Raw genomic sequence first — 20,565 nt, 5'->3', positions numbered from 1 at the left:
CTTTATTTTTATGGAATTAAAGCGAGTTGTAGTTACCGGTTTAGGTGCACTTACACCAATAGGCAATACCAAAGATGAATATTGGGATGCGCTAATTAGTGGAAAAAGTGGTGCTGCCCCTGTGACACATTTTGATGCTGAAAAGTTCAAAACGCAATTTGCTTGTGAAATAAAAAACTTTGAAGTTACTGACTTTATTGATAGAAAGTTAGCCAGACAAATGGATAAGTTTTCGCAGTATGCTATGGTTGCTTCTGATGAGGCAATTGCAGACTCAAAACTAGATCTAGATGCGGTAAATAAATTAAGAGTTGGAGTAATTTGGGGTGCAGGTATTGGTGGTTTAGAAACATTTCAAGAAGAAGTGTTAAATTTTGCCGCTGGTGATGGTACACCTCGATTTAATCCACGATTCATTCCTAAAATGATTGCTGATATTGCCCCAGGAAACATATCTATAAAATATGGTTTTATGGGCCCTAATTATACAACAGTTTCTGCTTGTGCTTCTTCTGCTAATTCCATGATAGATGCTTTAAACAATATACGTTTAGGACATTGTGATGTTATAATTACTGGCGGTAGTGAGGCAGCAGTTACGATTGCTGGTATGGGTGGCTTTAATGCTATGCACGCAATGAGTACTAGAAACGAAGATCCACAAACAGCGTCTAGGCCGTTTGACGCAAACCGAGATGGTTTTGTGTTAGGTGAAGGTGCGGGTTCCATTGTTTTAGAGGAGTACGAGCACGCTAAGGCAAGAGGAGCCAAAATCTACGCAGAAGTTGTAGGAGGCGGTTTATCCTCGGATGCGTATCATATGACAGCACCACATCCTGATGGGCTTGGTGTTATCGCGGTAATGAAAAATTGTTTAGACAACGCAGGTTTAAATCCGGAAGATGTAGATCATATTAATACACACGGCACATCGACACCGCTAGGTGATGTTGCCGAATTAAAAGCTATATCAGAAGTATTTGGCAGTCATGCTAAAAATATAAATATTAATTCTACTAAATCTATGACAGGTCACTTGTTGGGTGCTGCAGGCGCTATTGAAGCAATAGCTTCAATTTTGGCAATGGAGCACGGTATTGTACCACCAACGATAAACCATGAAACGGTTGACGAAAACATAGACCCAGAATTAAATTTAACACTCAATAAACCTCAGAAAAGAGATATAAAAGTCGCTATGAGTAATACATTTGGATTTGGCGGTCACAACGCTTGTGTAGTATTCAAAAAATTAGATTAAATCCCGAATGAGCATCATTCGTAACATACTAAATTCCCGCTCTGAAGAAGACGGGAATTTTTTTTTACAACTCAAAGATATACTAGGTTTTAAGCCAAAATCGAAGCCGCTTTACGTTAAGGCCTTTACACATCGTTCTATGAATATTAAGGATAAAAAAGGAAATCCTATTAATTATGAACGTTTAGAGTTTGTAGGTGATGCAATGCTTAGTTCGGTTATTGCAGCGTATTTGTTTGAAAAAGTACCACAAGGTGACGAAGGCTATCTTACTAAGATGCGATCTAAAGTAGTAAGTAGAGAACATCTTAATGAATTAGGTAAAGAGCTAAATCTTATTGACTTAGTACAAAGTAGAATTCCAAAATCTAATTTTGGTAATAATATCCATGGAAATCTGTTTGAAGCCTTAGTCGGAGCTATTTATTTAGATAAAGGCTATAAGACTTGCGAAAAGTTTATTTATAAACGTATAATCAATCCTCATGTTGATATAGAGACATTGGAAGGTAAGGTAATAAGTTACAAAAGTTTGCTCATTGAATGGTGTCAAAAAGAAAAAAATACTTTTGATTATGAAGTTTATGAAGATACCGGAAAAGATGAGTTAAAGCATTTTTCAGTTAAATTAAGTATTAATAAAAAGGTGGTTTCAAAAGCAAGAGCTACATCTAAGAAAAAAGCTGAAGAAAAAGCCTCAAAGCGTGCCTTTTTTGCATTCCAAAATCAGATTACCAAGTTCATTTAGACGTCTCAGTTTAATTGCCTTAACTACAACGTTTTCGTAAGTTATAAGGTGTAAGATTAACCTAAAGTTGATATATCAGACCTTATAATGTCTTATATTTACTAATTAAAGTTATAACGTTTTGGCTTTACACAAACTTCTAGTAAATGATTTTTATGATGATGCTTACAAGCTCATAGCTATTCATTGTGGTCTAGAAGATTATCGTTTAGCTTACTTACTAAATAAAACTTTAGATTTAAAACTAGAACGTAATGAGAAGGATTTAGATTTTCAATATTTAACCTCTTCTTATAGTTTTTTTGAATGGAATAACAAATCGCAGTATGTGACATGGAATTTAGTTTCTAATGTTTGTAAAAAGGAAGAAGTAAGTTTGTATAGTACCGGATCACTTTTTACACAAAATGAGAGCGTTTTAAAAACGTTTCATTTGATTCCAGAATTAAATAAAGTTGATTTTTTTATTAAAATTTCAGGTGAAATTCAGAATGTTAATGAAAAACTGATCTTAAATAAGCTTCAGAATATTTCACAAATCGTTACAAGTTATGCGGTTAATCCGTTGAAAATAAAATCTAGAGACCATTTAATTTTTTAGAATTGATGTCAAATAAAAAAACAAAAATAGTAGCCACATTAGGCCCAGCAACAAGCAGTAAAGATGTTTTAAAAGCCATGTTAGACGAAGGTGCTAATGTGTTTAGGATTAATTTTTCGCATGCTGATTACAAGGATGTGGAGGAGCGCGTAGAAATGATAAGAGAGCTCAATGAAGAGTTTGGATATAATGCATCTATTCTTGGGGATTTACAAGGCCCTAAATTACGTGTTGGAACAATGAAAGGGGAGGTTGTAGTTAATCCAGGGGATGAAATTATTTTTGCTACAGGAAAACGTTTTGAAGGTACGAAAGAACGTGTTTACATGACGTATGATAAGTTTCCTCAAGACGCCAAGCCAGGAGAACGTATTCTCTTAGATGATGGAAAATTACACTTTGAAGTTGTATCTACGGATGGAAAATCTGAGGTTAAAGCTAAGGTTATTCAAGGTGGTCCGCTTAAATCAAAAAAAGGAGTTAATCTTCCTAATACTGATATTTCTCAACCCGCTTTAACTGAGAAAGATGTTGAAGATGCTATTTTTGCGTGTAATCTTGGGGTTGATTGGATTGCATTATCATTTGTACGTCATGCAGAAGATTTAATGCAGCTCGAAAAATTAATTAGTGAGCATAGTGATCATAAAATTCCAATTATCGCTAAGATAGAAAAACCAGAAGCTGTAGAAAATATAGATAAGATTGTTGCTTATTGTGATGGTTTAATGGTGGCTCGTGGCGATTTAGGAGTAGAGATACCAGCTGAAGAAGTGCCATTGGTGCAAAAACAATTAGTTTTAAGGGCTAAAAAAGCAAGAATACCAGTAATTATTGCTACACAGATGATGGAAACAATGATCACTAGTTTAACACCAACAAGGGCAGAAGTAAACGATGTGGCCAATTCTGTAATGGATGGTGCTGATGCAGTTATGTTATCTGGTGAAACGTCTGTTGGGCAATATCCTGTTCAGGTAATTCGTCAAATGGCAAATATTATCAGAAGCGTTGAAGACTCTCCATTAATTGAAGTGCCACAATCTCCACCACACATACGTACTAAACGTTACATAACAAAGGCCATTTGTTATCACGCAGCTAATATGGCAAATGAGATTAATGCCAAAGCTATTTCTACATTAACTAATAGTGGTTATACTGCTTTTCAAATTTCGGCGTGGAGACCTCAATCGAATATTCTAGTTTTTACCTCTAACAAAAGAATTTTAACGCAACTTAGTTTACTTTGGGGGGTTACAGCATTTTTCTATGATAAGTTTGTAAGTACAGACGAAACTATTAGAGATACCAATAGAATTGCTAAGAAAAATGGTTACTTGGATAAAGGAGATATGGTAATTAGTTTAGCCTCTATGCCAATTGCTGAAAAAGGCATGGTAAACACTTTGCGTGTTCGTGAGATTACTAATGAATAGTCCTCTTGCCAATTGTTAAATCCTAATTTCTTTAAACAACAAGTTTAATTTTAGAAATGACCTATTCACCCTTTTTAATAGGACAACTTCTTATCCCGAAAATTGAATAAATTGGGCAAAAATTAATAAATGCCGTAAGCAGAAAAACAGCAGCTACAATTAATAATATAATACTTAGAGTACCAGTTATAACACCTGTAAAATAAAGAACACCTACTATAGCAGCAATTATTATTCTAATAGTTTTATCTGCCAAACCCATATTTTTTTTCATCTTTTTAAATTTTAAATCTTTGCAAAATTGCTCAGCAAAGTTGAAAAAATTAATTAAGGTTTCTTGTGACCTAAGTCACAACTGAGAGATTATTTTAATTCCGTTAGTATTTTGTTCAATCTTTTTATCAGTTTCAAGTTTTTTTAAAACTCTAGAAATTACTTCTCTGGCAGTTCCTAATTCCGTAGCGATTTGGTGATGACTCATTTTAATTAGTGCTCCATTGGTCAAAAGAGATTTCTTTTTTAGGTGCTCATAAAGTCTCTTATCCATTTTGTCATTGAGTAAATGACCAATGGTACTGAGGAGTTCTAAATAACGTAAATTATATTGGTTGAAGAAAAGTTCGTTAAAATCAGGATAATTTTTTATCCATTCTGGCAAATGTTTTATTGGAAGTAAAAGCACACTAGATTCTTCTTCGACCATTGCAAATACTCGACTAGGGGTATTTTTTAATGCTGAATAAAATGTCATTACACAACTTTGAGAAGGTTCTATGTAATATAACAGTAATTCCTTTTCATCAAATCTAGAATATACTTTTAGTAGTCCTTTTAGTACGATTGGTAATACTTTAGCATATTGTTTTTCTTTAAGCAATTCAGTACCTTTTTCAAATTGTTGAATTGAGGATTTCTCTAGAATACTTTCAAGTAACTGAGGTTTTAAAAATGATAATATTTTTCTATCAAATCCCAAGGCTTTCTTTTTTTGGTTAAATTTAATTGTGATGGTTTTTCAAACCAAGCACTTCTATGCTAGCTATGTTCGTTGAAAAAAGTAAGAAGAATCAAACATAATAGAAAATTAAAACTCAAACTTTAACTGTACACTAACAGATTTCTTGCCTTTTTCAGAAGGCTTAGGTTTTTTTTGATCTGTATTTAGATTAGATAACGAAATACCTAAAAGACGAACAGAATTACTCATTTTTTCTTGATACAATAAATCTTTAGCAGTTTCAAGAATAATAGATTTTTCACTTACATAATAAGGGATTGTTTTACTTCTCGTTTGCAAAGTGAAGTCGCTATATTTTATCTTAAGCGTTACAGTTTTTCCTGCAACTTTGTTTTTTTCTAATCGTTTAGCAACTTCTTCAGCAATATGCTCTAATTTTTCAAGCATAAAAATTTCGGAGGATAGATTTTCGCTAAATGTACGTTCTACGGCTAAAGATTTTCTGATGCGATTTGGTTTTACTTCACTGTTATGTATGCCTCTTACGACGTTATAATAATAGTGTCCAGATTTCCCAAAGTTTTCGTCAAGATATTCAAGACTTTTAGATTTTAAATCTTTACCAGTAAAGATCCCCTTCTGATACATTTTTTCTGCAGTAACCTTGCCAACACCATAAAATTTTCTAATATCTAAATCTTCTAAAAATTTAAGGACATCTTCTGGGTTTACCGTTTTCTGTCCATTAGGTTTATTATAATCGCTAGCAACCTTAGCAATAAATTTATTAATAGATATACCTGCAGAAGCCGTTAAGCCTACTTCATTAAAAATCCTAGCTCTTATCTTTTGTGCTAGCAAAGTTGCACTAGGAAGCCCTAATTTGTTCTCAGTTACGTCTAAGTAAGCTTCATCAAGAGATAAGGGCTCTACCAAATCTGTATAATCATAGAATATTGATTTTACGTGTTTAGATATTTCAGAGTACCTCGTAAAATCGGTTTTTACAAAGATTAGATGAGGACAAAGTTTTTCTGCTAATCGACCAGACATGGCACTTTTTACACCAAATTTACGAGCTTCATAACTTGCCGCGCTAATAACCCCTCGTTTACCTCCACCTCCAACAGCAATAGCTTTACCTTTAAGTTTTGGATTGTCCATCTGAGCAACAGATGCATAAAAGGCATCCATATCTACATGAATAATTTTTCTTATTGGTAAATCGTTAATCATGACGTAAATTTAGGGATTATATGCCTTTAAACCTTATCAATTGTGTCCATAGAGATAGAACGTAAATTTTTAGTAAATGACAATGCATTCAGAAAAGAAGCCGCATGTTGTTATACAATACAACAAGGATTTTTAAACAGTAATAAAGAGAGAACGGTCCGTGTTAGGTTGAAAAAAGATAAAGGGTATTTAACTATTAAAGGTAAATCCACAGATGATGGATTGTCGCGTTTTGAGTGGGAAAAAGAAATTCCTGAACCTGAAGCTCAAAACCTATTAGTACTATGCGAAGAAGGTATTATTGATAAAATTAGACACGAAGTTGTAATTGGAAATCACATTTTTGAGGTTGATGAGTTTTTTGGTGAGAATGAAGGATTAGTGATTGCGGAGGTAGAGTTAAAATCAGAAGATGAAAACTTTTTAAAACCTAATTGGCTAGGAAAAGAAGTAACAGGTGATACAAAATACTATAATTCGCAATTAAGTAAACACCCATTTAAAAATTGGAAAAAATGAAAAAATTTCTATTGGCATTTGTATTGTTTGGTTCAATACTAGCCTGTAAAAAGGAAACACAATCCTTAGATTATAACAATAGCGTTTTAGAAGAAAAAGTGTTTCAAGAGGTAGATTTTGATACTTTAAAAACTATAAATGAAGGAGTTATAAAAGATACTAAAATGAAACTTATTGCTAAGGGTTATCAAGTATTTGATTATGTAGACGAAAAAACAAAAGACACCATCCTAATGCAACAATATTTTATTGCCTTTTTAAAAAGTGGGCCTATAAGAAACCAAAACGAAGAAGAAGCAACAAGATTACAAAATGAGCATTTAGCACATTTAGGTAAAATGTACGAGCTAGGATATGCGGATATTTCTGGCCCTTTTGGAAATAATGGGAACATCAAAGGTATTACTATATATAATGTCCCTACCTTAAAGATGGCAGATAGTTTAGCTAATTCTGACCCAATGGTAAAAGCTGGAAGATTAATAATAGAAGTCCACCCTTGGTGGGCTGCAAAGGGTTTTTCGTTGCGTTAATTCACCAATAAATTATCTAAACCCAAATTTAGATTGCTTATAAATAGACCTTTGAATTCAAATTTTATTTGGAATTAAGAAAGATCTAATTATATATTTGCACCTCATTTAAATAAAATAAGAAATCTAATGCAAGTAAAAAATTCGACATATCAACTGTTTAATATTGAACGAGATTCAATATTAAATTCGGGTTTTGTAACTTGTATTTGTAAGAGATAAAAGTTACTCAAATAAATTATTTTGAACCCGAGTTATAAAAACCTCGGGTTTTTTATTGCCAAAAATTTAATTATGAAAGCACATATAAAATATAGTTATATATCAGACACACTATTTGTAAAGTTTATCTGTAGACATAGAATTGAACCGAAAATCCTTTTATAGAATAAAGGGATTTAACACCATCATAAAGCTCGGTTCTGTAAAAAGAATCGAGCTTTTATTTTTTAAGAAATTAAAGCCAAAACAAACATAAATGACTGTTATTAAAACACGTTTACAAATCGTAATTACAAGTTTAAGTGGCTTTACATAGCTAATAACATGTAAAGAAATTAAAAAATGAAGCCTATATGCAAAAATCAGAATATAAAGGAAAGACCTAGTGGATACATAGCCTTGGTTGAGAAGATATACAAAGCACCAAATGAGACGCAACGCTATAAAGGGACTTTAGAATCTATGTTAAAAGAATTCTTTTCTAAAACCAGCCAGTATCGATATACATGGAAAAGAGACACTTTTAGAGCTTTATTGATTCATTTATATCACCAAAAGTGCTATGCATTATTGAGAAGTTATGCAGATGTAGAGGTATTACACAACATGAGTTCTTTTGGTAACAAATTCAATAAAGATATAGAATCTTGGAAAGCTGAGTCTTCAGCAAAAGATGAACAAATCAGTAGTTTATTAAAATACTGCTTTACTAAGTATGAGACACCTAAGTTTTTAGAGGCTAGTTTTTATGAAAGTCATAAATTACACATGCTTTGGTATGTACAATTAGGTAAAGGTGTTAGTGTTAAAGATTTATCACAAATGCCAATACAATTGACGAATAAAATGGCGCACGAGTTTAGAAGTGCACCAGATTATTTTAGAGTTTTTGAAGCTTTAAGATATGCGCAAGCCATAGGTTTTGGAGCAACTAAAGAGGCCGCCAAGATTATAGCAATCTCTAGTTTATCTAGTATACGAGATGTGGAAGAAGTTTTTTGGACTTCTGTAGTGAAGTTCTTTTCTAGAATAGAACGTTTAGAAACTAACGAACTTAACCAAATCGTTGACTATTTAAGACATAAATATAGAGAAGATCTTACGTTTTCTATGAAGGGTAGAACCTTTAATGCATTGTTAAATCAGACAAATGATTGGCATCGTAGAATCTATATTAAAAATGAAATGGGGAATGTTTTATCCTGGAAATCTTCTGGTATAAAACCTTTATGTAAAGCCGAAGTGATTGAGGGGCAAACAGTAGTTTTTAAAACTATAGAACTTAAAAACTCAATAGAACTTTATGACGAAGGTGTAGCAATGCATCATTGTGTTGCTGAATATGATGAAGATTGTGAGGCAAATCAAAGCCGTATTTTCTCTTTGCAAAGTCAAAAAGATAGCGAAATACCAACAAGATTGGCAACAATCGAAGTTGCAATTCCGTCTTATGAAATTGTGGAGGCAAAGGCAAAATATAATGAAGAGCCAAACGAAATGATGTTTACTTTAATTGAGGAGTGGATAGCAATGTCGGCTGTTAATAGAGTAAAGCCAGAAGTTTCTGATTATGAGCCTGTAGCATATGCTAGGGCGGTTGAACGGAGCAATATGACTAATTACGATATTGGTGCAACCTTCATATTTAGATTGATAGTTTTAATTCTATATTTATTTTTGGTTTTTGGTAGGTTGTTAAATTCACAATCACCTCAGGATTCAACAATAAAAGACTATCCTTTTTCGAACGAGATGAAGCATCAATTAGACGCCATATTTCAGAAAAAGTATGGAATACAACCATTTGCGGTGGAATAAAAAAACGCTCTGATATTGTCAGAGCGTTTATAATTTTATGATATTAGAACTTTTATTTTTGAGATTGTGGGCCTCCACTCACAATTAAAAATTCTGAACGTCTATTTTGTTGATGCTCATCGTCTGAACAATTAGATCCGCATTTTACCTTTAGATCACTTTCACCTTTACCTTCAGCTGATACACGTGATGCATCAATGCCTTTTGAAATAACGTATTGTTGTGTACTCTTTGCTCTACGTTGAGATAATCTTTGATTGTAAGACGCAGGACCTCTGCTATCGGTATGAGATGTTGCGTTTATTACTAGATCTGGATATTTGTTCATTATTTGAATAAGTTTATCTAATTCAAATGCAGCCTGAGCTGTGATATTAGATTTATCAAAATCAAAATAAATAGGGTTTAAAACAATTTCCTCAGCCGTAATAATTTCTTCAATAGGATCAAGTGAAATCTGAACCGCAAGTTCTTCGTCATTGCTTCCTTTTACAGCAACTTTTTTACTCTCGTAATCAGTCATTACAACCTCAAGTTCTGTATCTTTTTCGCACTCTACTATAAACTCAGCAGTACCATCAGCTTCAGTCATTTTAGACACGACTTTATTACCTTCACTATCAAATAAGCTTACAGAAGCTCCAGCTATAGGTTCTCTTGTTTTGTCATCTAATACAGTTGCTGTAACTAATACATCACATAATGGTTGAAGTTTCTTAAATGCATATACATCATCACTACCTTGTCCACCATCTCTGTTTGATGAAACAAAACCTTCTTCAGATTCTTCGTGTATGGTAAAAGCGAAATCATCACCATTACTGTTAATAGGTATACCAACGTTTCTTATTGGTGCCATTTTACCATCTATCTCTTTTGTATAGAAAACATCCATACCACCAAGACCAAGATGGCCGTTAGAAGAGAAATAAAGGATATTAGCACTACTAGAATAAGGAAACATTTCCTGCCCTTCTGTATTTACTTTTTGGCCTAAATTTACTGGATCACCTAGTGTTCCATCATCATTAATCGGTGCTTTATAGATATCAAAATTACCGTAACCACCTGGCATATTGGATGCAAAATAAAGTGTATTACCGTCAGTGCTAACTGAAGGATTTTTTACTGAATAGTTTTTACTGTTAATTGCTAAACTTTCTACTGTATCCCAATCAGACCCTAATTTAGTGGCTTTAAATAAATATAACTGACTAAAACGAGTGCTACTTAACGAGTCTTTTTGAAAGTCTTTTTCAGAATAACTTTCTCTAGAAAAATACATCGTTTCACCGTCAGGAGAAAATGAAACTAAACCCTCATGAAATTTGGTGTTAATTTCATCATTCATTAATTCTGCAGCTTGATACGAGCCATCTGAATTTTTAGATAATCTATAGATATCTAAGAAGGGTTGTTCATTCCAACCATATGTTTTACGGTTATCATTTCGGCCAGATGTAATATATAATTTTCCATCGTTTGCAACTCCACCAAAATCTGCTTGTGGTGAGTTAAAGCCTGCATCTTGTACATTAAACTTTTTACCTTGTTCTAAAATTTTAGGAAGATAATTTGGGTTTTTTCTAAATGCTGATGCTCTATCATCTGATGGTCGCATTGATGCAAATTTTTCCATTTGAGCATTAGATGCTTCATATTTTCCATTTGCTTTTAGCATTTCGGAATATTTATAAATCATCTCTGGATCTTGTGATGACTCTAATGCTTTTTCATACCAACGTTCGGCCTCAACAGTGCTAAATATGTTATAATAACTTTCAGCAAGTTGCGCATATACGTATGGCGAACCATTTCCTTTATCTACAAGTTTTTTATAGCTTTCAGCTGCATCTACAAACTCGAACCTAGCAAATTCTTTATCTGCCTTTTTTGTATTCTTGTCTTGAGCAGTTAAGCATAAACTACTCATCAACGTAATAAATAATAGTGTTTTAAAGTTTTTCATAATTGTTTAGCTTAACGGATTAAAAGTATCTAGGTGAACGAGAGACGCGCTTCGGAAAATTAAGGTCGAATAACAACATTACCTCGTGTGATGCAGGTGCAAATGCTTTAATATCTGAAGATATAGCGTCATAAGCATAACCAACTCTAAGCGCAGGTGTTATAGCAAAATTCACTAATCCAGAAAAAGAATCATCCAATCTATAGGAAGCACCAATCTCAAATTTCTTAAAAAACCTAGCATTTACATTAACATCAAAAGATGTTGGTGCATTAAATGCAGATTTTACCATAAAGGATGGTTTAAGTTCTGTGTTCGGCGAAAGATCAAACACATACCCACCAGTAAAAAAGTAGTGTTGTGTTTCCGAACCTATTTGAAATCCATTAGCATCTAAATGAACAGATGAAAGCATGTTTGGCACAGATAAAGACAAATAATATTTATTGGTATAATAAAATAAACCAGCACCTATATTGGGTGTTGTCTTATTTATATCTTCTGAGAAGAAAGGATCTCCTTCATCTAAAACATCAACACCAGAGAATAGGCCGATATCATGAAAAGTTGCACCAGCTTTTACGCCAAACGCCAAACGATGTTCACCACCTAATTTTAAAGTATATGATACATCGGCATAAACATTTGTTTCCTTAACAGGTCCAATTTGATCTGCAATTACAGATAGTCCTAATCCCATATTGTTTCCAACAGGTGAATGAACAAAAAGTGTTCCTGTTTGAGGACCACCATCAATACCTGACCATTGATCTCTATATAACAATCCAAAAGATAGACTTTCCGTAGAACCTGCATAGGCTGGATTAATTACATTCATATTGTACATGTACTGTGTGTACTGAGGATCTTGTTGTCCATGCATTTGAAATGCAAAGAGTAAAACCGCTATTATTGAAAGTTTTTTCATTATAATTTAAGTTGATTCAGTTAGTGATTATCTGCTAATATATATCCAGTTATTTTTAGTCTTAGTACCGTCGGCATAGGTTATAGTATAGAAGTATGTACCTACAGGTAATTCTTCCCCACTATTGGTCTGTCCAATCCATTCATCTGTATAATTAGCTTTAGAGTATACAAGTGTTCCATTTCTATTGAAAATTTCAATTTTAGAAACGTCAAAATTACTTAGGTCAAGACTATCGTTAAACCCTGGTGATACGCCAGGTGAAATTCCTTGCGGGAACACACATTTCTCTGGACCAACCACTAGATCTAATTCACTTAGTATTCGGCACCCTGTGAATCCATCATTTACAGCATTTACATCTTCTATTCTAATGATTAGGGTCTCACCAGTAGTTGTATATAGTGACCCTAATTGGTTTATTGCCTGATTTGCATCATCTGTATTAGTATAATAACTCACAGTAAATTGATCTCCTATATTTAATTCTGCTGTAAATTCATCTAAATCAAATTCCTCTCCTAGGCCCGTTTCACTATCGCAAACTGCAATTGTTTGCAAATCTAGAGCGGCTGGTTCATTATATAGATTAATGTTTACAATTTGAGAAAAAGTGTCTACGCCACATTGGTTGTCAAATGCTTGTACTTGGTAGTTATCAGATTCTGTTACTGTTAAAGTTGATCCTGTTTCACCTTCCACAACAAAACCATTCTTGAACCAAACAAATTCATCAGCAAATGGCGAGTCTGTTTGAATGACTACACTATCAAAACCACACAAAGCAACTTCGTCAGTTTCAGTGATATCGTTACTAGAATCTATGAATATTTCATTACTTACAATTTCTGCTTCAATTTCGGCTGAAATTTCACCACTAGAAGTATCAGCAATATTAGTTTGTTCTATAGTAATTGTTCCAGGGTTTCCGTTAAAATTTGTTACTAATAGCATGTAAATTTCACCTGCTATAGCGTTATCAATACTTAGGTTTTCAATAGAAGCCGCAGAATAACTACAATCTATTATATTACCAAATGGATAGAATCCAGTATCAGGATTATTAGAGAACGGACACGTAGGACAATCCTCATATACTATATCCGTACAAGCCTGTGTAATAGAATCAAATGGACCCCAAATCACAAAATCAACATCTAATCCATTTCCATTGTCATCTTGTTGAACAATTTCTATTTCGATTGGTCCAGATTCACCAATTTGAATGATATTCCAAACAGGGTTTGGTGCTGTACCTAAACAGGCTAAATCATTAGGATCTGGTATGCCAATAATATTAGGAGTAGATAGTGCTCCACCTACTGAACAAAAGTTTTCTGCGTTTTCGCAAATAATATTTGAAGGTGCATTTCTTATACACAAATCAAAAGTTGAAGTCTCAGATTGGCTGCCTCCACTAAATACTCTAATTAAGTAAGTGTCACCAACTACAAGTTGAGGTGTTACACTAGCGTCATCGTTAGAACAGTAAAGTTCCGTTAAAGTACCACAACTTCCCTCATAGACTGCATGATCTAAGTTAGTAGTTCCTCCCGCAATGTTAATTAAAGATATGATATGTACTTCATTAAGTGCTGTAAATTCGAACCAAACGTCATCATCTGGATCACCAGTACAACTTCCTGCAGGTACATTAGATGTTGTTGCAGCTAAAATAGTTCCTGGTGTTACCATATCGCAGCTACCGTCTTCGTTTACTACTGCACTTATCGCACCATCACACTCATCATTTAATGGTGGGCATGCTAAAACTTCAAAGAAAGGACTACTGATAACACAATTATTGTCTTGTTCATTAGTAACAAAAATCTTAACAGTATTTCCAAAAGGGAAAGGACCAGCTTGAACCACTCCAGTAGCAGTTGCCTGAACAGTCGTCGCATCAAAATCATTAGAAATTTCTAATGACGTAGCATCCCCTAAACTGGTAACATCTACGTCTATAAAGAACTGATCATTATCACAATCTGTGTTAACCGTGAAGTCTGCCTCTGGCAGTGTACACGTAAGTTGTTGAATATTTACAGTAAAGTCTAATGTAACACCCCAAGTTCCGTTATAACATGGGTTAGGAGTAGCTTGACCAGCATCTGCCGTACCAATACGCATTCTATGTTCTCCCAACGGTGCAGTAATTGGCATTGTAAAAGAAGCATCTAATGTGGTTGGGTTAGCATTGGTAGATTCTCCTTGAAAAACAAGTTCAGTTGCATCAAATACTAAATCGTCATTGAAATCTATCCAAATATTAGTTCCATATGTAAAACCAGTTGCGAAACTAACCGCTACATTGGTGTTTATTCCTTGGAAAACATTGACAACAGGTGAGGTCTGATTTTCGTAAGTTACATCACCGAAACTAGGAAAGTCCGTAACTCCAATAGTAACATTAGTAACACCTTCACCATCATTACTAGTTGGCACAGATGCGCAATAACCCGTAAAAAATTCTCCTGGACCTGTCCAAGAACTTAAGTTCGTAGGGTCACAAATTGCCTGTACGTAAAACTCATAGGCAGTGTCTGATGTTAAACCAGTTATGATGTAAGGATTTGTAGTTACGTCTGTAACAACTGTTCCTGTGCCTTGAGTAAAACCTGCTACACCATATTCAATATTCCATAATGTTGATGTTCCAGCTTCTGTCCAACCTATTTCAGTTGAAGTTAAACTTAAATTTGTTGAAGTTAAATCAGAAGGCTCAGGACATGTTGGTACGTTTCTTACTTGAAAGTTGTCAACAAAAACATCTACATCTACACCTGCATCTGATACAGTTCCTTCAGAACCTAAAATTCCGAATTGAACGGTTTCACCACTGTAGGCAGTTAAATCTACTACTGGATGAATACCTGGGAGTGGTACAACTGACGTATTATCATAAGTTAATAATGGTATCCATGATACACCGTCATCTATAGTTATTAATAATTGTACTAAATCATCAGATCCTAAAGTTCCTGCTACTGTACTACTATTCCAATTTGTTATTGCAAAATCAAATTCAACTTGGAAAGGTCCACCAGTTAAATCAAATTCTGGGGATATAATCCAATCGCTCGTTCCTGCATTAAATAGATTTATCTTATAAGCACCATCATTGGCACCTATATTTAAAAATTCATCGGCAATCCAATCTCCAGCCCCAAAGTCAGTCGGACCAGTAGTTGCGTCTCCATTACTAGCTTCATCCCAGCAATTTGGAATAATATCTGTAAAGTCTTCTAAATAATCTGGAACAAACACATCACATAATGTAGTAAAAGTAAAAGGACCAGCGAAATCACTTAAGTCTCCACCTCCACAATCTGCTTGCACGTAAAAATCATAATCTGTATTAGCTAATAAACCTGTAACTGTATAAGGGTTTGTAACACCTGTTGCTGTAGGCACTCCTGTTGGTGCATTACCAGATAGAACAACTTCAACATTCCAAACTGTGGCAGTACCGTTTTCAGTCCAACTTAAATCTGCGCCATCTAATGATAAATTGGTAGCATCTAAATTAACAGGGAAAGTACATGAAGGCCCTTCTTCTATACATACTTCGGCAGTACCTGCTTGAGTATCTCTCCAAATTACTGCTACATATGTATCGCCAGGTGTAAGTCCGCCTATGATATCAGAACTATCTCCTGTATCAAAAATATTATTAGAACACGCAGAAACTGCTGTTCCTCCACAGGCATCTAAAACCTCTAAACCAATATTATCGGCTGCTCCACCAAAATTAAAGACTACTGAACCAACTGCTGGTGCAGTAAAACTTACCCAATAACCGAAGTTACCAAATCCATCACATGAAGGATTTTCTCCATTTGCATCTATATCTTCTGCGATGCTAAAATCGAAAGTAGTTGGTGTGGCTGCTCCACAATCAGCTTCAACAGTCATAGGGAATGCAGCCGCACAAGTACCTCCTGGTACAGCGGTTACAAAATTAAAAGGTCCTATAAAGTTAGAAGTTCCTTCAGCACCACCGCAATCAGATTGCACATAGAAATCGTAAGATGTACCCGCAACTAAACCGGTAAGTGTATAAGTTGTAGTAGTTAAACCAGAAACTAAAGTCCCAGAACCTGGTGTAAAACCAGCTGCTCCCCATTCTATATTCCATAGTGTTGCACTGCCGTTTTCATTCCATCCTAAATCTACAGAAGTTTCTAATACATTAGAAACCATTAACATATCTGGGTCAGGACAAGTTGGAGGTGTCTGAGAAGTAACTGTAGGAGGATCAAAACAAAAGCCCCACTCAAAACCAGCTCCTCCACCAGGACCATCGTCATAAAATGCAATTCTATACTGAAATCCTGAAAGTTGTGTTGCACTAAAACCTGCAATATTAAGTTGATTACTTGTAAAACTATCTCTACCTCCAGCACAAAAGTCATTTGTAGGTTGGTCTGCGGTTGCAGCGAATTGTTGCCATACTTCCCATGTGCTACTATCCGCATCCCAATATTCTAGATTTAAGACATCTCCTAAGTCATTATAGGTGAAATCTACATCTAAAAATAACCAGGTCTCACCAGCAGCAAAAGCAGCTGTAAGATCTATTACGGGTGATTCTGCAGCGATATCATCATCACTTGCTCCACCAGCATCATCATCGTCAAATGCGAAATTACTTGTGAGGGTTGGATCTGCTTCAAAAGCGAGAGGGTCTGTGTTAAAAACACCTGTCACTGTCCAGTTGGTATTCGGCCAAGCTGCAGACTGATTTAATACTTGAGCACTTAAACCAAAAGAAAAGCACAGAAGTAATAGAATTAGAGTAATCTTTTTCATTATTAATCGGTTTGTTAGAAATTATTTATCCTTTATAACACATTGATTATAAAGGATTTGATTTATTATTGATAAGATGGGGCTAAAAATGGCATTAATTACGATGGTTATTCGTTTTTTTTATACCAAGTCGAATATATAAAAAATGACTATTAACAAGATGTTAACATTGTTATAATAGATTAACTACCGTATTACTCGATAAATGGGTTTAAGTTTTAAGAATCTTTATTTTTAAGCACACGTAAATAGGGAAATGATCGCTGTAACCTCCTTTATATTTTTTTCCAACATAGGTTCTAAAGGGTTGTCCTTCATATTTTCCGTGATATTGAGTTAAAAATTTACTATTAAAGACATCCGCCTCGTCAAAAGTTAAAGCTGATTTATCCGAGTTTAAGAAATTAGTTGAAAATAAAATTTGATCAAATAAATTCCATTCAAAATTATGATTCAAACTACCTTTATCTTGAGACCATATAGTTTTAAATGGATTATAAAGGTTACTATTGGTTTCTATTAATTTTACACTATTGTTATTTGGGTTATCATTAAAGTCTCCCATAACAATAATTTTAGCATCAGGGTTCTCAATCTTCAATTTAGCGATTAATGAATTTGCTTTTTTTGCAGCTGCTAGTCTTTTAAATTCAGTTTCTTTTTCTCCTTCTCTTCTGGAAGACCAATGATTAACAAGGACATGCAAAATTTCACCATTTAGCTTACCTTTCACTAAAAGAATATCTCTAGTATAATCTTGTTCTCCTTCTTTATTTTGTAAATAGACAGAAAAAGTTTCAGAACTTTCTACCTTAAAAAACTCTGGTTTATAGAGCAAAGCAACATCAATACCTCTTTCGTCAGATGAGTCATAATGAATATAGCTGTATGTTTCATCTAGAAGATGCTGGCTATTAACTAAATCTGTTAATACTTTTTTGTTTTCCACTTCAGCCAGTCCCACAAGAATAGGCGCTATCTCAGAATTTGTTTTTCCTATTTTAGAAATAACGTCACCTAGTTTGCGCAATTTATTCTCGTATCTTTTAGGAGTCCATCTTTTTCTAGAAGTTGGTAGAAAATCATCATCATTAGTTAATGGATCATTTTCTAAATCAAATAAGTTCTCTATGTTATAGAATGCAAGGGTATAAGTTTTGGTGAAATTATTCATGGGCTTAAATATAGAGTTTTTAAAGCGTATTTAGAATATCACATTTGCGTAACTTTGCACTTTAGTTTATTTATGATAGAGAAAAAAAATATTGATCTAGAGAAAGTTGTACTTATAGGTATCGTTACGCAAAACCAAGATGAAGAACAATCTAAAGAATATTTAGATGAGTTGGAGTTTTTGACTTTTACTGCAGGAGGTGAAGTTGTAAAACGCTATACACAGAAAATGTCTACACCTAACCCTAAAACGTTTATAGGTACCGGGAAAATGGATGATGTAATGCATTACGTTAAAGACAATCATATTGGAACTGTAATTTTTGATGATGAATTATCACCTGCTCAAGAACGTAATATTAGTAAGATACTTAATTGTAAAATTTTAGATAGAACAAATCTAATACTCGATATTTTTGCCCAACGCGCTCAGACTAGTTATGCCAGAACGCAAGTAGAGTTGGCTCAGTGTGAATATTTACTACCAAGACTTAAAGGTATGTGGACTCACCTTGAACGGCAAAAAGGTGGTATTGGAATGCGTGGTCCTGGAGAAACAGAAATTGAAACAGATAGGAGGATTGTACGCGATAAAATTTCTTTATTAAAAAAGAAGATTAAAACTATAGATAAGCAAATGGCTGTTCAGCGCGGTAATCGTGGAAAAATGGTGAGAGTTGCGTTGGTTGGTTATACTAATGTTGGTAAATCAACCTTAATGAATGTAATTAGTAAGAGTGACGTGTTTGCAGAAAACAAACTCTTTGCTACTTTAGACACTACTGTTAGAAAAGTGGTCATAGGCAACTTACCCTTTTTAGTAAGTGATACAGTTGGTTTTATTAGAAAGTTGCCAACGCAACTAGTAGATTCTTTTAAAAGTACTTTAGATGAGGTGAGGGAGGCTGATTTGTTGTTACATGTTGTAGATATATCACATTCTAATTTTGAAGAACATATCGATTCTGTAAATCAAATTTTAGATGAGATTGAAAGTAAAGATAAACCTACTATAATGGTTTTTAATAAAATTGATGCTTACGAAGCAGAACCGTATGACGAGGAGGATTTAATAGTAGAAAAAACAGAAGCGAATTTTACTATTGAAGAATGGAAAAACACTTGGATGGCTAGAGTAGGAGACAATGCTTTATTTATCTCTGCATTAAATAAAGAGAACTTAGACGAGTTTAGAAAACGAGTGTATAAAGAAGTAAGAGAAATACATGTAACGCGTTTTCCGTATAATCATTTCTTATATCCAGATGTTAAGGATATTGAATAAAAAAAAGAGGTCTAGTTTTAGACCTCTTTTTTTAATTTCATTTTTTATTAGAAAGCGTAGCTTAGTCCAATAGTATAATAAGATTGTACTTTGTTATCAGCATCTGCTAAATTTACACCTTGAAAGTTTGCTGCCTCTTGTTGATTGCTTCTTAAAGCAAAATCAAAACCAACACCAATCATTTTCCATAAAGTATAGCTAAATGAGTTTGTCCATGTCCAGTTAGATAAGTCGCTAGACTTGTAACTCTGAAATGTTGAAAAGTTAGATTTAAATGCAATTGCACCAAATTGTCTTGTATAGTCCGCTACAATTTTAGCACCTGCAGAAGATTCGAAAGCTGCATCATTTTCAGCAAAAACAAAATTATAGTTTAATGGGTGAATAACCACAATTAAATTATCTAAAGGAGTCCATGTGGCACCAACACCGATATCTAAGAATCCAGGATCGTTAAAATTATCTAATAATGTTGTTCTGTATTCTCCTAAAGCAGAAACAGCCCACTTATCACTTAATTTATAACCGTAAAGAGAAGATAAATTAAATACGTCAGTAACAGGGTTAAAATCATCACTGTCTGTATCAATGTCTTTATTATCTAACTTTACCCAATTTAAATTAGCAGTAAGAGAATTTCTCCAGAAGTATTTATCTTCAATTTTATTAGCAAAGGCGTTAACAGTTACACCTATGTTTCCAGAAGCATTATTTGGAGTACCTTGAGCAAACCAATTGTTAAAGTTAGATAAGCTACCACCAATAGTACCAAATGCACCTGTTCTCCAGCCCGGTAAAGCATCTATTTGAGCTTGTAAAGCATCAGCTTCTCCTTGAAACTTGTCTGCTTCAGCTTGTTTCTCAGCTTTTTGAGTCTCTAATTCTTCTTTTGTTTGCGAAAAACCGATAGTTATGGCAAACATTAAGAATGCTGATAAAAGTAATTTTTTGTTCATAATCAATTAAAATTTAGTAAACCAAAGTTGTTATTAAAATGCAAATATAAGTTTTATTGATTTCAAAAAGAAAATCTTCTCTAATGAAACCTTCATTATGTAAGACC

General features: G+C 33.9%; 16 protein-coding genes. 8 read left to right on the top strand and 8 right to left on the bottom strand.

Annotated elements, in window-relative coordinates:
* The first annotated feature begins 10 nt into the window (after nucleotides 1–10).
* The 4 genes from fabF (at nucleotide 11) to pyk (ending at nucleotide 4,049) form a co-directional block, all read left to right on the top strand.
* Nucleotides 11–1,261: a beta-ketoacyl-ACP synthase II gene (fabF, locus tag ACFWU4_RS01565; protein WP_411124196.1), complete on the top strand. Its 1,251-nt coding sequence runs from the start codon at nucleotides 11–13 to the stop codon at nucleotides 1,259–1,261.
* A gap of 7 nt (nucleotides 1,262–1,268) precedes the next feature.
* A complete protein-coding gene (rnc, locus tag ACFWU4_RS01560; protein ID WP_411124194.1) occupies nucleotides 1,269–2,009 on the top strand; it encodes a ribonuclease III in 741 nt (246 codons plus the stop codon).
* Nucleotides 2,010–2,130: 121 nt separating this feature from the next.
* Nucleotides 2,131–2,610 carry an IPExxxVDY family protein gene (locus ACFWU4_RS01555; RefSeq protein ID WP_411124192.1) on the top strand — a complete coding sequence of 160 codons (480 nt, stop codon included), beginning with the start codon at nucleotides 2,131–2,133 and terminating at the stop codon, nucleotides 2,608–2,610.
* A 2-nt stretch (nucleotides 2,611–2,612) separates the two neighbouring features.
* Nucleotides 2,613–4,049, top strand: a complete 1,437-nt coding sequence (pyk, locus tag ACFWU4_RS01550; protein ID WP_411124190.1) for a pyruvate kinase — start codon at nucleotides 2,613–2,615, stop codon at nucleotides 4,047–4,049.
* Between the two features lie 61 nt (nucleotides 4,050–4,110).
* Here pyk and ACFWU4_RS01545 read toward each other — a convergent pair whose 3' ends face one another.
* The 3 genes from ACFWU4_RS01545 to dinB form a co-directional block, all read right to left on the bottom strand.
* Nucleotides 4,111–4,323, bottom strand: coding sequence for a DUF2892 domain-containing protein (locus ACFWU4_RS01545; RefSeq protein WP_411124188.1), 213 nt, complete (start codon nucleotides 4,321–4,323; stop codon nucleotides 4,111–4,113).
* A 75-nt stretch (nucleotides 4,324–4,398) separates the two neighbouring features.
* Nucleotides 4,399–5,025 carry a Crp/Fnr family transcriptional regulator gene (locus tag ACFWU4_RS01540; RefSeq protein WP_411124186.1) on the bottom strand — a complete coding sequence of 209 codons (627 nt, stop codon included), beginning with the start codon at nucleotides 5,023–5,025 and terminating at the stop codon, nucleotides 4,399–4,401.
* 108 nt (nucleotides 5,026–5,133) lie between these two features.
* A complete protein-coding gene (gene dinB, locus ACFWU4_RS01535; protein ID WP_411124184.1) occupies nucleotides 5,134–6,243 on the bottom strand; it encodes a DNA polymerase IV in 1,110 nt (369 codons plus the stop codon).
* 42 nt (nucleotides 6,244–6,285) lie between these two features.
* Here dinB and ACFWU4_RS01530 point away from each other — a divergent pair, with 42 nt between their 5' ends.
* The 3 genes from ACFWU4_RS01530 to ACFWU4_RS01520 all read left to right on the top strand — a co-directional run bounded on the left by ACFWU4_RS01530 (nucleotide 6,286) and on the right by ACFWU4_RS01520 (nucleotide 9,335).
* Complete coding sequence (locus ACFWU4_RS01530; RefSeq protein WP_411124182.1) at nucleotides 6,286–6,762, top strand: CYTH domain-containing protein; 477 nt, start codon at nucleotides 6,286–6,288, stop codon at nucleotides 6,760–6,762.
* Nucleotides 6,759–7,295: a YciI family protein gene (locus tag ACFWU4_RS01525; protein WP_411124180.1), complete on the top strand. Its 537-nt coding sequence runs from the start codon at nucleotides 6,759–6,761 to the stop codon at nucleotides 7,293–7,295. Before ACFWU4_RS01530 ends, ACFWU4_RS01525 begins: the two co-directional genes overlap by 4 nt.
* A gap of 564 nt (nucleotides 7,296–7,859) precedes the next feature.
* The gene (locus tag ACFWU4_RS01520) at nucleotides 7,860–9,335 is read left to right on the top strand and encodes a PcfJ domain-containing protein (protein ID WP_411124178.1); all 1,476 of its coding nucleotides are present in this window, start codon (nucleotides 7,860–7,862) and stop codon (nucleotides 9,333–9,335) included.
* Between the two features lie 52 nt (nucleotides 9,336–9,387).
* Here ACFWU4_RS01520 and ACFWU4_RS01515 read toward each other — a convergent pair whose 3' ends face one another.
* The 4 genes from ACFWU4_RS01515 to ACFWU4_RS01500 all read right to left on the bottom strand — a co-directional run bounded on the left by ACFWU4_RS01515 (nucleotide 9,388) and on the right by ACFWU4_RS01500 (nucleotide 18,218).
* Nucleotides 9,388–11,304 carry an OmpA family protein gene (locus tag ACFWU4_RS01515; protein ID WP_411124176.1) on the bottom strand — a complete coding sequence of 639 codons (1,917 nt, stop codon included), beginning with the start codon at nucleotides 11,302–11,304 and terminating at the stop codon, nucleotides 9,388–9,390.
* 19 nt (nucleotides 11,305–11,323) lie between these two features.
* Nucleotides 11,324–12,232, bottom strand: a complete 909-nt coding sequence (locus ACFWU4_RS01510; protein ID WP_411124174.1) for a type IX secretion system membrane protein PorP/SprF — start codon at nucleotides 12,230–12,232, stop codon at nucleotides 11,324–11,326.
* Between the two features lie 27 nt (nucleotides 12,233–12,259).
* On the bottom strand, nucleotides 12,260–17,044 hold the full coding sequence (locus ACFWU4_RS01505) for a fibronectin type III domain-containing protein (RefSeq protein WP_411124172.1): 4,785 nt from the start codon (nucleotides 17,042–17,044) through the stop codon (nucleotides 12,260–12,262).
* 211 nt (nucleotides 17,045–17,255) lie between these two features.
* The gene (locus tag ACFWU4_RS01500) at nucleotides 17,256–18,218 is read right to left on the bottom strand and encodes an endonuclease/exonuclease/phosphatase family protein (RefSeq protein WP_411124170.1); all 963 of its coding nucleotides are present in this window, start codon (nucleotides 18,216–18,218) and stop codon (nucleotides 17,256–17,258) included.
* Nucleotides 18,219–18,290: 72 nt separating this feature from the next.
* Here ACFWU4_RS01500 and hflX point away from each other — a divergent pair, with 72 nt between their 5' ends.
* Nucleotides 18,291–19,502, top strand: coding sequence for a GTPase HflX (gene hflX, locus ACFWU4_RS01495; protein WP_411124168.1), 1,212 nt, complete (start codon nucleotides 18,291–18,293; stop codon nucleotides 19,500–19,502).
* Between the two features lie 47 nt (nucleotides 19,503–19,549).
* Here hflX and ACFWU4_RS01490 read toward each other — a convergent pair whose 3' ends face one another.
* Nucleotides 19,550–20,458, bottom strand: a complete 909-nt coding sequence (locus tag ACFWU4_RS01490; RefSeq protein ID WP_411124166.1) for a DUF3078 domain-containing protein — start codon at nucleotides 20,456–20,458, stop codon at nucleotides 19,550–19,552.
* Nucleotides 20,459–20,565 lie beyond the last annotated feature (107 nt).

Origin of the sequence: Winogradskyella sp. PE311, assembly GCF_046545555.1 — a bacterium.
In the GTDB taxonomy this organism is placed as follows: Bacteria; Bacteroidota; Bacteroidia; order Flavobacteriales; family Flavobacteriaceae; genus Winogradskyella.
Note: the sequence above shows the minus strand (reverse complement) of the source record. Positions and strands in the feature narration are given on the sequence as shown.

Bases quoted from the DNA above. Each gene is read 5' to 3' on its own strand.
- rnc (WP_411124194.1), top strand. From the start codon at position 1,269: ATGAGCATCATTCGTAACATACTAAATTCCCGCTCTGAAGAAGACGGG.
- ACFWU4_RS01515 (WP_411124176.1), bottom strand. From the start codon at position 11,304: ATGAAAAACTTTAAAACACTATTATTTATTACGTTGATGAGTAGTTTA.
- ACFWU4_RS01510 (WP_411124174.1), bottom strand. From the start codon at position 12,232: ATGAAAAAACTTTCAATAATAGCGGTTTTACTCTTTGCATTTCAAATG.
- dinB (WP_411124184.1), bottom strand. From the start codon at position 6,243: ATGATTAACGATTTACCAATAAGAAAAATTATTCATGTAGATATGGAT.
- hflX (WP_411124168.1), top strand. From the start codon at position 18,291: ATGATAGAGAAAAAAAATATTGATCTAGAGAAAGTTGTACTTATAGGT.
- ACFWU4_RS01490 (WP_411124166.1), bottom strand. From the start codon at position 20,458: ATGAACAAAAAATTACTTTTATCAGCATTCTTAATGTTTGCCATAACT.
- ACFWU4_RS01545 (WP_411124188.1), bottom strand. From the start codon at position 4,323: ATGAAAAAAAATATGGGTTTGGCAGATAAAACTATTAGAATAATAATT.
- ACFWU4_RS01525 (WP_411124180.1), top strand. From the start codon at position 6,759: ATGAAAAAATTTCTATTGGCATTTGTATTGTTTGGTTCAATACTAGCC.
- ACFWU4_RS01500 (WP_411124170.1), bottom strand. From the start codon at position 18,218: ATGAATAATTTCACCAAAACTTATACCCTTGCATTCTATAACATAGAG.
- ACFWU4_RS01505 (WP_411124172.1), bottom strand. From the start codon at position 17,044: ATGAAAAAGATTACTCTAATTCTATTACTTCTGTGCTTTTCTTTTGGT.
- ACFWU4_RS01520 (WP_411124178.1), top strand. From the start codon at position 7,860: ATGAAGCCTATATGCAAAAATCAGAATATAAAGGAAAGACCTAGTGGA.
- fabF (WP_411124196.1), top strand. From the start codon at position 11: ATGGAATTAAAGCGAGTTGTAGTTACCGGTTTAGGTGCACTTACACCA.